Consider the following 12,468-nt stretch of genomic DNA (forward strand, 5'->3'; position numbering starts at 1 on the left):
TTAACGCCCCTGCCGTTGAGCGGGCATGGGATAGCGGAATTTTAAAAACTTTTGGGCGTTGCTGAGCACCTGGAAAGCATCTTTCAGCGTGTGCCGTTCGCTATCGGCGACGTTTTCAGGCTCGATATTGTTATCCGGCTGGCGGCTCTCCTGCAGGTCGATCATCTGATGGCGCAGCCGTGACATACACATGAACTCAAAGGCGTAGCTGAGCTTGTCGCTCATGCCGTTTGCCAATAGCTGGGTCTTGCTGATGTCATTCAAACGCTGGAAAGAGTTCTGTGCTTTGGAACCGCATGCCATGGCATGAATACGGACTAAATCCACCATCGGCGCCGTGCCCCGACGCTTGAGGTTGATGGTGTTGTTGTGTTCACCGTCTTTCTCCATCACAAAGGTGCGGAAAAACCCTAGCGGTGGCGTTCGGTTTAACGCATTACGCGCCATGGCGGCTAAAAAAAGCGGCGATTTGGGAGCTGTATGGGCAATCAGATCCTGCAGCGATTCCACATAAACGTCTTCCCCATAGCAGCTATCCAGGTCAAAGAAAATCGAGCTGTGCAGCAGCCGTTCTGGCGTGGGGTTGGCCATCCAGTCTTGAAAATACGCCTTCCAAACCCTTAGCGGCTGACGCCACTGGGGGTTAGTTGCCATCACATCGCCTTTACAGTAGGCGTAGCCGCAGGCATCTAAGCCATCGCTGACAATTTTCGCCAGCGCGTAAAAGTAATCATCATGCTGCTTGGGGTCAAAATCATCGGAGAGGATCAGCGCATGATCTTGGTCGGTGACAATGCTCTGTTCATTGCGCGCCATGGAGCCGTTAACCATAAAGCAATAAGGGACCGGTGGCGGACCCAGCTCGACTTCAGCCATTTCCAACAGACGTCGAGTAAAGCTACGCCCGATAGTTGAGAGTGCGCTGCCCACCATCTGCGAGTTAGCGTCTTCTTGCACCATCCGCACAAACGCCGCGCGCACGTCGGGGGCTAAGCGCGCCAGCTCCTGGACGCTGGATTGATTAAAAATATTGCTGACGAGATAAAGGCCACTGTGGGTTTCATAGCGGATAATGTCGGAAAGGTGCACCACGCCAACCGGGCGCTGGCGATACACAACGGGCAAGTGGTGAACATTATTGCGCAGCATGGTCAGCATCGCTTCATACACAGACGCATCCGATTGAACGGTAATTAACCGTGAGGAGATTACCTCGCCTACCGGGGTTTGCGGCGAGCGACCTTCGGCGACGACGCGGTTACGAAAATCACTATCGGTTAAAATACCGCACATTTGCCAGGTTTGGCCTTCGCTGTCTTTAAAGCTAAACCGCGGGTTTTCACTGCCCTCTTTTAACACCAGCAGAGCAGAGGCCTGGGCTTCGCTCATCTGCTGAGCGGCCCGCTGAACGCTGGTGGATGCTTCAACCATCACCGGATAGCGAGTCACCAGCTTACGTATCCGCGTGACCATCATATCGTTGGATTTCTTTTGCTGCTCGGCGATGGTTTCCAGCCGCGGTCGCTCAAGCTCTACAAAATCAGCAAAATGGTCATCCTCTTCACACAGCCGCTGAAAAACCGCATCCGGGATAAAATACAGCAGGGTATCTTCAATCGCCTTTGCGGGTAGGCTCACTTTATGGTTTCGTAGCAGGCTGAAATGCCCGAAAATATCGCCTTCGCCCAGGCGGTTATAAAGTTCTCCGTTTCTACGATAGACTTCCACGGCCCCACTGCGGATATAACACAAATCGTTAACCGTCTCGTTGAACTCCAGGATGTCGCTACCGGTTTTAAAGTAGCTAACTTCCACCTGCTCGGCAATCGCGTCAAGAAGATCGTCCGACAACCCGTCGAAGGGGGGGAACCGCCCCATGTGCTGGCGTATTTCTAACAGTTCGACGTCCATGGCGCCTCCTAGGGCTTGCCGATCAATACATTAAGTGGAGTGTGGCGGGGTGGCTCAGCAACGTAAACCCCGCCAGCATAATTAAATGACCATCCGCAAAAAGCCCGGCGCTCAGGGCACCGGGCTTTAAGTGGCCGAAACCACGCTGATATTAATGTTGGCTACTTAAATAACCAACCGTTTCAGCCTATATCAACAGCATGGTTTAAGACTGGTTGGCCATTTCTTGCACACGCTGCATCATTTCGGGATCTTGCTGAATGGTCTGACCGATGGCGTTGAAGGTATCGACATCCAGACCGCTATCTTCGACAACTTCGATCATGCGTTCGTTAGCTTCGGTGCGCACTTCCTGCTGCGCAGATTCATCTTCCGCTTCCTGCAGACGCTGGGTATATTCTTGAGAAATAACCGCGATTTCTTGAGAAGCATCGGCAAACTGCTGGAGCTGATCGTCAGAAAAATCCTGGGCGGGTGCGGCTTGCTGGGTTGCCATTGGATCTTGGGCGGCGTCTGGCTCTTGCTGGGCGTGGGCAGTTGCCGTCATCAGACCAGTGGCGAGCAGGGCAGCGGAGAACAGAGCAGTCATACGTTGCATAGTAAGAAACCTCAATGATGCGTTGTGAGTGTGCACACTGTGACGCGGCTGTTTCGAACAGGTTCAATTTTTAATGTAACGGTTAGTAACGAAAAGAACTTTATATGTCTAAAAACTCGCAGGATCACGCCATGATGGAAACACTATGACACCGCTCTTCAACCCACTCCGCTCGCCTGACTTATCTTCAGCCGGGCTTAAAGCCATGCCCGTGCTCTTCGTGCTGCTGTGGAGTACCGGCTTTATTGGCGCCAAGTTTGGCCTGCCCTATGCAGAGCCGTTTACGTTTTTGTTTATTCGTTTTGTACTCACACTGCTGCTATTAATTCCACTGGTCATTTTGATGCGTATTCGCTGGCCTTCATCACCTAGGTTATGGACGCATATCGCCATATCGGGTCTGCTAGTCCATGGTGGCTACTTGGGGGGTGTTTTTTATAGCATTGACTTGGGCATGCCAGCAGGCCTAGCGGCGTTGCTTGTCGGGCTTCAGCCGCTGGCAACGGCGGCCTTAGCCGGTCCGTTACTGGGCGAGCAACTGTCAAGACGTCAATGGTTGGGGCTGAGCTTGGGGCTAATCGGAATCAGCTTGGTACTCGGTAGTCAGCTTGAACTGGGTGAGTCGCTGTTTGACGGCTTCGGCATTAGCGCACTGCTGTGTGTGATGGGCGCCTTAGCGGGTATTTCGCTGGGTACGCTGTATCAAAAACGCTTTTGCACCCGTATGCCACTGCTGTCTGGCGCGGTTATTCAATACGTGGCGGCGGCAATGCTCGTCGGAAGTGGCGCACTGCTGTTTGAAACTCGCCAAGTGGAATGGAGCAGCACCTTTGTGCTGACGCTCGGCTGGCTGGTGTTGATTCTTTCAATCGCCGCTATTTTGTTACTAATGGCCTTGATTAAAAAGGGGGAAGCCTCGCGGGTCGCGAGTCTTTTTTATCTTGTGCCGCCGGTCACTGCGCTTCAAGCATGGTGGCTATTTGACGAACGCCTCCCTTTGCTTGGGTTTGTCGGCATGTTGGTCGCTATCACCGGAGTGGTGATGGTGATTAAAAAATCTGCCGACAAGGCGACTAAACGATAACGCTATTTTTATAGCTCATCTTATACCTAAGGCTTGGATAAGCATGTCTGTACAACCACGCTGTGCCAGGGTGAACGACCGCTGTAACCGCTGCGATTTACCGGTGCCTTTTGCTTTTACCATGGCGTTTCAACCCATCGTTGATGTTAGCCAACGAAAAATTATTTACTACGAGGCTTTGGTACGCGGCCTTAATGATGAATCCGCCTATTCTATTCTTGATCAAGTCACCGAGGATTTACGTTACCGCTTTGATCAGGCGTGCCGTATCAAGGCGATTGAGCTTGCCAGCGCGCTGGGTATGCAGGAACGGCTGTCTATCAACTTTCTGCCCAAAGCGGTCTACGAGCCGGAAGCGTGCATCCAAGCTACCCTGGAGGCATCACGCCGAGTAGGCTGGCCCAGCGACCGACTCAATTTCGAAATTACCGAAACCGAGCCGGTCAATGACCGGCAACATATGCGCACTATTATCGAGAGTTATCGCAAAATGGGCTTTACCACCTCGTTGGATGACTTTGGTAACGGCTATGCCAACCTCGACCTATTGACCGACATGCGCCCTGATACGCTTAAAATTGACCGCGATTTAGTCATGGGATGCGGTAGCGATAAGCGCCGCCAAGCCATTCTACGCAGTCTGGTAACGCTGGCCGATACGCTAGGCACGCAGTTGATTGCCGAAGGGATTGAAACCCGCGAGGAATCGCGCTGCCTGCTTGCGCTGGGCATCCCCATGCAGCAGGGATATTACTTTAGCTACCCGAATCTGGAAGCGCTGGCAGAGATTGACGACGCTAAATACGACTAGCCACGCCAGCAAAGCAGGTCTTAAACAGCGACAGGTATTCTAGGCTATCAATGTTCTAGGTAAGCTATAGATGTTGCAGATAACCCGCCCCACCTAAATTACGCATTTGCTGACGTATCCATTGGCTGCGACGCTCCACCTGAGCGTCGGGTCGAGCCGCACTACGCGTGCGCGGGCTAGGCAAAATCGCCGCGAGCAGGCTCGCCTGACGCTCTGTCAGCGCGCTGGAAGACGCCCCAAAGTAGTGCTGGGCCGCCGCCTCTATGCCGAACACCCCACTGTCCCACTCGGCCACGTTGAGGTAGACCTCCAAAATACGCTGCTTGCTCCACAGTATTTCAATCAGCAGCGTAAACCATGCCTCCAAGCCTTTACGCGTCCAGCTACGGCCCGTCCATAAAAAAACGTTCTTGGCGGTTTGTTGGCTTAAGGTGCTGGCACCGCGTAACCGCCCACCGTCTTGGCTTGCCTGCCACGCTCGCCGCAACTCGACAAGGTCAAAGCCACGGTGGTGTGGAAAGCGCTGATCCTCTGCCGCCATCACGGCGAGCTTGGCATTAGCCGAAACAGAATCCCAGCCTCGCCATTCGCGCCGTATATCGATCGGCTCGCTGTGGATCCAACTCTGAACTTTACGCTCGACCATCACCATCGAACCCGGCGGGGGCACGACGCGAAACAGTAGCACTACCGCGACAGAGAAAAGCACAAACGCTAGCACGCCACGCCAAACAATACGCCATAGCAGACGCATAAAACGGCGCAGCGTACGATTGAGCATTTCGTTATCCTTATTAACGCTTCAAGAGATGGTCTGCATGATAACGCAGATGGTCCTCAATGAACGAGGCGATAAAGAAGTAGCTGTGATCGTAGCCCGGTTGACGACGCAGCGTCAGCGGATGATCGTGCTCCTCACATACCGCCTCTAAGCGTTCTGGCTGTAGCTGTTCCTCAAGGAACTGATCGGCTTCGCCCTGATCGATAAACAGACGTTGACGCGAGGCACCGTTGGCCACCAATTCACAGGCATCGTACTGGCGCCAGCGCGACGTGTCCTCGCCCAAGTAAGCGCTGAAGGCTTGCTGGCCCCAGGGACAATTGATCGGATTGACCACCGGCGAAAACGCCGATACCGAACGGAAGCGCCCGGGGTGACGCAGCGCTAAAATCAACGCGCCGTGCCCACCCATGGAGTGGCCGCTGATGGATTCACGCCCATTGACCGGAAAATGCTGGCGCACGACGGAAGGCAGCTCCTCAATCACATAATCGTACATGCGGTAGTGGGCTTTCCAGGGTGACTCGGTCGCATTGACGTAAAACCCAGCGCCCGAGCCCAAATCAAAACGCTCATGCTCGCCGGGCAAATCGGTCCCCCGCGGACTGGTGTCAGGGCAAACAATGGCCACGCCTAGCTCAGCGGCAATACGGTGAGCCCCCGCTTTCTGCATGAAATTTTCGTCATTGCAGGTCAACCCTGAGAGCCACCAAAGCAAGGGTACGCGCTCGTTTTCCGCCTGGGGGGGCAAGTAAACAGCGAATATCATGTCGCAGTCCAACGCACGGGAGTAGTGGCGATAGCGCTTATGCCAGCCACCGAAACTACGGTTGGCGGACACCAGTTCTAGAGTTTCACTCATGCTCATGGGCAGGTTCCTTTAAATGCAGCAAACGCGGCAGGTCTACCCTGCCGCGTTTTAAACGTACTCACTATACTACTGAATAATGCAGCACCTAGTAATGCAAGATTAGTAATGCAAGACGCTACGAATGCTTTTACCCGCATGCAGCAAATCAAACGCCTCGTTGATCTGCTCAAACGGCATATCTTGGGTGATGAAATCGTCGATATTGATTTCGCCTTTCATGTAGCTATCAACGTAGCCCGGCAGTTCGCTGCGCCCTTTTACGCCACCAAAGGCGGAGCCTTTCCAGACGCGCCCGGTCACTAGCTGGAATGGGCGGGTCGAGATCTCTTCACCCGCACCGGCAACCCCGATCACGATCGACTCGCCCCAGCCTTTGTGGCAGCACTCTAGCGCCGAACGCATGACGTTGACGTTGCCGATACACTCGAAGGAGTAGTCAACGCCGCCGTCGGTCAGGTCAACGATGACCTGCTGGATCGGATCTGAATAGTCTTTAGGGTTAACAAAGTCGGTGGCGCCAAACTGCTTGGCTAGCTCGAATTTATCCGGGTTAACATCAATGGCAATAATACGCGACGCTTTCGCCATCACGGAGCCTTGAATAGCGGCTAAACCGATGGCGCCAAGACCAAATATCGCCACCGTTGAACCCGGCTCTACTTTGGCGGTATTGAGTACGGCACCGATACCGGTGGTCACGCCGCAGCCTAGCAGGCAGATTTTATCCATCGGGGCTTCTTTCGACACCACCGCCAGCGATACTTCGGGCAGTACGGTGTACTCGCTAAAGGTGGAGGTGCCCATGTAGTGATGGAGCATTTTGCCGTCTAGCGAGAAGCGCGAAGTGCCATCCGGCATTACGCCTTTGCCCTGGGTAGCGCGCACGCTGCTACATAGGTTAGTTTTGCCTGACAAGCAGAACTTACACTTACCACACTCGGCGGTATAAAGCGGAATCACGTGGTCGCCCGGTTTAAGGCTTGTGACCCCCTCACCGACTTCCTGAACGATGCCTGCCCCTTCGTGGCCTAAGACGGCAGGAAAGTTGCCTTCAGGATCAGCACCGGAGAGCGTATAAGCATCGGTATGGCAAACGCTGGTGGCGACCATTTTAACCAATACTTCACCGGCTTTTGGGCCTTCCACGTCAATCTCAACTAATTCAAGCGGCTTACCCGCCTCTAGGGCAATAGCTGCGCGTGACTTCATGTTAATTCCTTACTGTTGGTGATTTCTAAGGTAATAAATACGTTACTCGTCAGTGGTCACCGGGCCAAATTCAATCGGTAGCCAGCGATAGCCCCCGTCATCTTTGCTGATATGGCCAATCCCAGGGAAGGGCATATGCGCGCCAGCAACCCAGTGCTTGTCTTCAACCGCGCTTTCGAGCACGCTTTCTCGCGTGCGAATAGCCTGTTCGGGGTCAGAATCAAACTCAATGGCGACCGTAGGGTCTGCAAATTGAACACCGTAACTGTGGACCACGTCTCCCCATACCAACATGGCGTCATCATCGCTGTTGAGCATAAAGCTTGAGTGTCCGGCGGTGTGACCATGGGTATCCTGGGCAACGATACCCATTAGCACTTCATCACCAGCCGTGAAGGGGTTGAAACGATCAGCGTCCTGATAAGGCGCTACCGCATCTTGAGCCATGGTGAAGAAGGCTTGAGCAGATTCGGGTGCCGCTGCTGCACGCTCCTCATCCAACCAAAAATCAGCATCCGCCTGACTGGCACGCAGCTCAGCATTGGGATAAACCGCTTCGCCCTCTTCATTGGCCAAACCACACACGTGATCAGGATGCAAGTGGGTCATCAACACCGTATCGACATCGTCCGGCGAGTAACCAGAAGCACGCAGGTTACTCTCTACCTGTCCCAGTGAAGGACCAAAGCAGGCGGCGGAACCGGCATCCACTAATACAAGGTTCTCGCCGGTATGTACAAGGAAGGCGTTTACCGCAGTTTGCATGCCGCTTTCCGCATCAATAAAAAGCGCATCCAGGTGGCGAAGAATTTCTTCTTGCTCCATGCCTTTTAGCAAGGAGGTATCAATAGCCGTATGACCGTCGTATAGCGCGGTTACCTCATACTCCCCGACCATCATGCGAAACCAGCCCGGCGCTTGTTCCTGCTGCTGGTTGGGTAGCTCTGCCTGGGCACTAACAGCCCAACCTGCACTAATAGCGACTGCCAGTGCACTGTGCGACCACTGTGGTAAAGATATAGACATAAGCAAAAGGCTCCATTGATAAGCTAACGATGTTAGCAGTGTAGGCCAGCTAGGCACTCTTGATAAACCGGGATACACTCATAAGATTGTTGCCACACAGCAACAATCGCTATTAACCCAGGAAATTATCATGCAGCACTGGAGCAGTATCGAAGCCTTTGTTGAGGTGGTGCGTTTAGGCACGTTCTCTGCCGCGGCCCGCCACCTCAAGGTGTCGACCTCGCACATCAGCCGCCTGGTCAGCCAACTTGAAAACCAGCTGGGCGTGCAATTACTCTATCGCACCACCCGCCAGATTCGTTTGACCGACGCGGGGGCTATCTACGTGGAGCACTGCCGTCATCTCTTTGATGGGTTACGCGATGCCGAGCAAGCGATTAGCGAACTGCAGTCCACGCCTAACGGGCTGCTTAAACTTACCTCGGCCACTACCTTTGGCGAGCGCTTTATCGCCCCGCTGGTTAATGACTTTCAGTGTTTACACCCTCAGTTGGACGTCCACATGCACTTCACTAACCGCCCGGTCGAGCTGATTGAAGAAGGGTTTGATATTGCGATTCGCATGGGGGTCTTAAAAGATTCCAGCCTGATTGCCCGGCGCCTATGTGATCGCCGGGAGTATATCGTCGGTTCCCAGGCGTACTTCCGCCAAGCGCCGCGACCACACACGCTGGGCGAACTGAGTCAGCACCGCTGCCTGATCGGTTCACGGCCCAACTGGCTATTTGAGATGAACGGCCAGCGCCGCGAGGTGCGCGTAGAAGGCTGCTGGACCAGCAATTCAGGCCCGGCGCTATTAGACGCCGCCCGCAAGGGGCTGGGACTTGCGCAGCTGCCGGACTACTACGTGGCCCCTTACCTGGCCAGTGGCGAGCTGGTCGCCGTGCTCGAGCCCTTCCAGCACCACGATACGGCAGTCTGGGCGGTCTACCCACGCCACCGCCACCTGTCGCCCAAAATCCGCCAGCTGGTGGATTATCTGGTGGCTAATATCGGTAGTGTATTGCCCAGTAACACACTGGTTTAGCACCCGCCGGTCGCGCGCAAGACATTGCTGAGACTTACCGCTGGAGGACCCACGCCAGCATCAGCCGAGTTACCGCCAGCACGGACGTCATATGCGTGCGCTCATAGCCATGCGTGCTGTCAGTACCAAAACCCAGTAACGCCGTCCGCGTATCGTAGCCCGCATTTTTAACGGATGACCCATCACTGTGATAGTGGCGGAATACATCCCGCACATAGGGCAGCTCATGCGTCTGCGCCAGGATTTCCAGTTCGGCCAGCAGGCTCTGACTGTGCGGACCGGCGGCGTCCTTATATCCCAGAGTGGCATGAAACTCGCTTGAATGCTGGTTAGCCGCCACCGGCGCAATATCCACGCTGACCAGGTCATCCACCGACGGCGGCAATGATGTACCTGCTCCGTGACCGACTTCTTCAGCGTTGGTGAAGGCAAAACAGAAGGGAACCGTCGGTGCCAAATCGTTCTCTTTCAACAGGCTCAGACATTCCAGAGCACAGGCGATGGCCACCTTGTTGTCCAGGTAGCGGCTCACCAGAAATCCGGTTTGTGTAAATTCCGGCTCGACATCCAGCGCCACAATCTGGCCTGGCGCAATGCCGGCGGCCCGAGAGTCCTCAGCGGAATGCGTCACAATATCCGGGCGGAACTCGATCTGCGCCCAGTTGACAGGCTGGGTATCCACGACCTCGCTCCAGGCATGGCCGGACGCATGCCTGGGCAAAATGGTGCCGCGGATACGCTCGCCGTTGTTGCACCATATTGTCGCACGAGCACCTTCGGCAAAACGGGCAGACCAGGTGCCCAATGGCGTCAGTTCGAGCCGCCCGGACGGCAGAATGTATTGCACCATGGCACCCAAGGTGTCCATATGCGCGGCAATGGCGCGTTTTGGGTCGCCTTCGCCCAGGGTGACAATCAGATTGCCTCGAGCTGTAACGCTCTGACGTACCGGCCAGGGTGCCAGCTTATCCTGAAGGAGGCGTAGCATGCCATCGGTCGCCCCTACCGGGCTGTCTTCCAGCAACAGTACTCGCAGGGTCGCCTGCAAACGTTCAGGAAGAGGTAACGGTAATTCTTGCATGGTTTGCTCCTGAATCTGGACGACGCTCTATCAACCTAGGTCCTTGGACAGAAGACCGTCTGCGAAGCAGACTACCCCGGCCAGGATTCAATAAAGCGCCGAATGACCTGCCCGCTAGCCTCCAGATCTTCGGTGGTTACCGACTCATCCGGATGGTGGCTCAAGCCGTCTTTGCAGCGCATAAACAGCATGCCAATATTCGTCAGGTGCGCCATAGCCAGGCCGTCGTGGCCGGCGCCACTGAACAGACGACGGACCGGATACCCTGCGTCCTCGACCGCCTGTGCCAGCGCCCACTGAACGGATTCAGCACAGCGCACCTCATTCTGTTCATAGGTCGTCTCGACCTTCCATTGGCAGCCCGAACCATCCAGCGCCCCGGCCAGTCGCTCCATCAAGTCCAGGCGCGCCCGACGCCGAATGGCAGAATCAGGCGATCGCAGCTCAATGCTCATCGTCACCTCCGCCGGAATCACATTGACCGCTCCAGGCGTGACGTCCAGTTGACCGACCACTCCGACCAAGTCATCCGTGCTATGGCACAGCTCATCGACGACCAGGACCGCACGTGCAGCGCGCACCAGTGCATCCTTGCGTAAATGCATGGGCGTCGTGCCGGCATGACCTGCCTTGCCCGTTATCGTCAATCGGTGGCGCTCAATACCCGTAATAGCCGTCACCACCCCCACCGGCAAGTTCTCTGCCTCCAGTATCGGCCCTTGTTCAATGTGCACCTCTACGTAACCGGACACCTGCTCGGGCTGTCGCGCCACTCGGTCGATCTGATCCGGATTCGAACCCAGTGCACGCAGCGCATCGGCCAGGGTCACGCCGTCCGAGTCAGTCACCGCCAGAAGATCGCGATTGAAATTGCCAGCGATGGCCGAACTACCGATCAGAGTCGACGCAAAGCGCGTGCCTTCCTCATCGCAGAAGGCAACAAGTTCGACAGCCGTAGCAGGACGCCGACCTGACCGGTTGATTTCTGACAACACTGCCAACGGCAACAAAACGCCCATGATGCCGTCATACGCACCTCCCTGACGTACGGTATCCTGGTGTGATCCGATCAGCAGGGTACGTGCGTCAAGCAATGAACCTTCCCAGCGCCCTACCAGGTTACCAGCGTCGTCCAGCCACACCGCATCGGCGCCGGCTTCCCGATACCAGTCTGCCAGTACGGGCAGAAGTGCCCTGTGTTCAGCCGAGCCCAGCACCCGGGTCACGCCTGGCCCTGGTTCGGAGTAAGTAGCTGCCGTCTTCAGCCAGGAACGTGATTGTATGCCGATACGGCATTCAGTGAATACAAGCTCTGTCATGGATTCACTCCGTTCTCTTTGACATGGCCGGTCTTGGTCGGATGAGCTCGAGTGGGAACGCCCGCAAGGAAACTGAGAAAGGCTGGATCCTGTGTTTTTTCATACACTTGCCATAGTCGGCCGATGCAGTCTTCGTCCGCCCAGTCGACACGCAGATCCATGGGCGGACGGTCAAAAGCAGAAATAGTCACTGCGGCACTGCGCGTCCCACGGAAGTCACCGCCAGCGTCCTCTCCCGCCACCAATGCCTTTATTAGGCGTTCTGCAAATGGGTACCCGGCGTGCGCCAGATAGGTTTCCATCATAATCTGCGGGATCGACCGATCCGCAAGCATATTCCCAGCTGTTGCCACGCCCTCACCGCAATGGTGCGCCACCTGCGCCAAGTTGGCGCTACCGGTATAGCCAGCCGTATTACCCTCCCGGTCACAGAGAATGAACTGGCGCTGCGACATCCCCGGGTCCTCTTCCAACAATTGTTCCCGCACGCGCGCCGCTGATACGCCGGTTGCCATCAGATCGAGGCCGCGTTCGCCATACAGCCAGTTGGTAAACGCTCCTTGGGTCGCCACGGCACCTGCCCCGGATCTTGCATGAGGAACAAAACCGCCCACGGCCACGCTGCCAGTCGCTGTAGCGGAACCAAAAGCACCGGTATCGGGGTCGCGGGCAATGATCGAATAGGTCATAGAGCGGACTCACTTTTCCTGATGGCCGGAGAATTATTCTGTTGCGGGACAACGTTTCTGA

12 protein-coding genes are annotated in these 12,468 nt (G+C 55.5%); 3 read left to right on the forward strand and 9 right to left on the reverse strand.

Going from position 1 to position 12,468, the window contains the following annotated elements; all coding sequences use genetic code 11:
- Both HVA01_RS04700 and HVA01_RS04705 read right to left on the reverse strand, forming a co-directional pair.
- Positions 1 to 1,911: a DUF294 nucleotidyltransferase-like domain-containing protein gene (locus HVA01_RS04700; RefSeq protein WP_146873413.1), complete on the reverse strand. Its 1,911-nt coding sequence runs from the start codon at positions 1,909 to 1,911 to the stop codon at positions 1 to 3.
- Between the two features lie 205 nt (positions 1,912 to 2,116).
- Positions 2,117 to 2,509 carry a DUF4168 domain-containing protein gene (locus tag HVA01_RS04705; RefSeq protein ID WP_146873415.1) on the reverse strand — a complete coding sequence of 131 codons (393 nt, stop codon included), beginning with the start codon at positions 2,507 to 2,509 and terminating at the stop codon, positions 2,117 to 2,119.
- A 145-nt stretch (positions 2,510 to 2,654) separates the two neighbouring features.
- Here HVA01_RS04705 and HVA01_RS04710 point away from each other — a divergent pair, with 145 nt between their 5' ends.
- Both HVA01_RS04710 and HVA01_RS04715 read left to right on the forward strand, forming a co-directional pair.
- Entirely contained in the window at positions 2,655 to 3,593 is a 939-nt protein-coding gene (locus tag HVA01_RS04710) for a DMT family transporter (RefSeq protein WP_146873417.1), read from the forward strand.
- Positions 3,594 to 3,636: 43 nt separating this feature from the next.
- Positions 3,637 to 4,404 carry an EAL domain-containing protein gene (locus tag HVA01_RS04715; RefSeq protein ID WP_443093365.1) on the forward strand — a complete coding sequence of 256 codons (768 nt, stop codon included), beginning with the start codon at positions 3,637 to 3,639 and terminating at the stop codon, positions 4,402 to 4,404.
- A 64-nt stretch (positions 4,405 to 4,468) separates the two neighbouring features.
- Here the strand turns inward: HVA01_RS04715 and mtgA are convergent, their stop codons facing one another.
- From mtgA to HVA01_RS04735, 4 genes are all read right to left on the reverse strand, one after another.
- Positions 4,469 to 5,185 carry a monofunctional biosynthetic peptidoglycan transglycosylase gene (gene mtgA / locus HVA01_RS04720; protein WP_146873419.1) on the reverse strand — a complete coding sequence of 239 codons (717 nt, stop codon included), beginning with the start codon at positions 5,183 to 5,185 and terminating at the stop codon, positions 4,469 to 4,471.
- 13 nt (positions 5,186 to 5,198) lie between these two features.
- Positions 5,199 to 6,053: an S-formylglutathione hydrolase gene (fghA, locus tag HVA01_RS04725; protein WP_146873421.1), complete on the reverse strand. Its 855-nt coding sequence runs from the start codon at positions 6,051 to 6,053 to the stop codon at positions 5,199 to 5,201.
- A gap of 102 nt (positions 6,054 to 6,155) precedes the next feature.
- Positions 6,156 to 7,265 carry an S-(hydroxymethyl)glutathione dehydrogenase/class III alcohol dehydrogenase gene (locus HVA01_RS04730; protein WP_146873423.1) on the reverse strand — a complete coding sequence of 370 codons (1,110 nt, stop codon included), beginning with the start codon at positions 7,263 to 7,265 and terminating at the stop codon, positions 6,156 to 6,158.
- A gap of 42 nt (positions 7,266 to 7,307) precedes the next feature.
- Positions 7,308 to 8,291, reverse strand: a complete 984-nt coding sequence (locus HVA01_RS04735; protein WP_146873425.1) for an MBL fold metallo-hydrolase — start codon at positions 8,289 to 8,291, stop codon at positions 7,308 to 7,310.
- Between the two features lie 130 nt (positions 8,292 to 8,421).
- Here HVA01_RS04735 and HVA01_RS04740 point away from each other — a divergent pair, with 130 nt between their 5' ends.
- A complete protein-coding gene (locus tag HVA01_RS04740; RefSeq protein ID WP_146873427.1) occupies positions 8,422 to 9,318 on the forward strand; it encodes a LysR family transcriptional regulator in 897 nt (298 codons plus the stop codon).
- 34 nt (positions 9,319 to 9,352) lie between these two features.
- On the opposite strand, the gene HVA01_RS04745 is transcribed toward HVA01_RS04740, so the two are convergent.
- The 3 genes from HVA01_RS04745 to HVA01_RS04755 all read right to left on the reverse strand — a co-directional run bounded on the left by HVA01_RS04745 (position 9,353) and on the right by HVA01_RS04755 (position 12,407).
- Complete coding sequence (locus HVA01_RS04745; protein WP_146873429.1) at positions 9,353 to 10,399, reverse strand: M42 family metallopeptidase; 1,047 nt, start codon at positions 10,397 to 10,399, stop codon at positions 9,353 to 9,355.
- A 71-nt stretch (positions 10,400 to 10,470) separates the two neighbouring features.
- Entirely contained in the window at positions 10,471 to 11,718 is a 1,248-nt protein-coding gene (locus tag HVA01_RS04750) for a M20 family metallo-hydrolase (RefSeq protein ID WP_146873431.1), read from the reverse strand.
- Positions 11,715 to 12,407 carry a DUF1028 domain-containing protein gene (locus HVA01_RS04755; protein ID WP_146873433.1) on the reverse strand — a complete coding sequence of 231 codons (693 nt, stop codon included), beginning with the start codon at positions 12,405 to 12,407 and terminating at the stop codon, positions 11,715 to 11,717. Before HVA01_RS04755 ends, HVA01_RS04750 begins: the two co-directional genes overlap by 4 nt.
- Positions 12,408 to 12,468 lie beyond the last annotated feature (61 nt).

The sequence above is a fragment of the Halovibrio variabilis genome (assembly GCF_007991175.1).
GTDB classification, from domain to species: Bacteria; Pseudomonadota; Gammaproteobacteria; order Pseudomonadales; family Halomonadaceae; genus Vreelandella; species Vreelandella variabilis.

What these genes read in the sequence shown, in the direction of transcription:
- HVA01_RS04700 (WP_146873413.1), bottom strand. Translation starts at nt 1,911, where the DNA reads ATGGACGTCGAACTGTTAGAAATACGCCAGCACATGGGGCGGTTCCCC.
- HVA01_RS04705 (WP_146873415.1), bottom strand. Translation starts at nt 2,509, where the DNA reads ATGCAACGTATGACTGCTCTGTTCTCCGCTGCCCTGCTCGCCACTGGT.
- HVA01_RS04710 (WP_146873417.1), top strand. Translation starts at nt 2,655, where the DNA reads ATGACACCGCTCTTCAACCCACTCCGCTCGCCTGACTTATCTTCAGCC.
- HVA01_RS04715 (WP_443093365.1), top strand. Translation starts at nt 3,637, where the DNA reads ATGTCTGTACAACCACGCTGTGCCAGGGTGAACGACCGCTGTAACCGC.
- mtgA (WP_146873419.1), bottom strand. Translation starts at nt 5,185, where the DNA reads ATGCTCAATCGTACGCTGCGCCGTTTTATGCGTCTGCTATGGCGTATT.
- fghA (WP_146873421.1), bottom strand. Translation starts at nt 6,053, where the DNA reads ATGAGCATGAGTGAAACTCTAGAACTGGTGTCCGCCAACCGTAGTTTC.
- HVA01_RS04730 (WP_146873423.1), bottom strand. Translation starts at nt 7,265, where the DNA reads ATGAAGTCACGCGCAGCTATTGCCCTAGAGGCGGGTAAGCCGCTTGAA.
- HVA01_RS04735 (WP_146873425.1), bottom strand. Translation starts at nt 8,291, where the DNA reads ATGTCTATATCTTTACCACAGTGGTCGCACAGTGCACTGGCAGTCGCT.
- HVA01_RS04740 (WP_146873427.1), top strand. Translation starts at nt 8,422, where the DNA reads ATGCAGCACTGGAGCAGTATCGAAGCCTTTGTTGAGGTGGTGCGTTTA.
- HVA01_RS04745 (WP_146873429.1), bottom strand. Translation starts at nt 10,399, where the DNA reads ATGCAAGAATTACCGTTACCTCTTCCTGAACGTTTGCAGGCGACCCTG.
- HVA01_RS04750 (WP_146873431.1), bottom strand. Translation starts at nt 11,718, where the DNA reads ATGACAGAGCTTGTATTCACTGAATGCCGTATCGGCATACAATCACGT.
- HVA01_RS04755 (WP_146873433.1), bottom strand. Translation starts at nt 12,407, where the DNA reads ATGACCTATTCGATCATTGCCCGCGACCCCGATACCGGTGCTTTTGGT.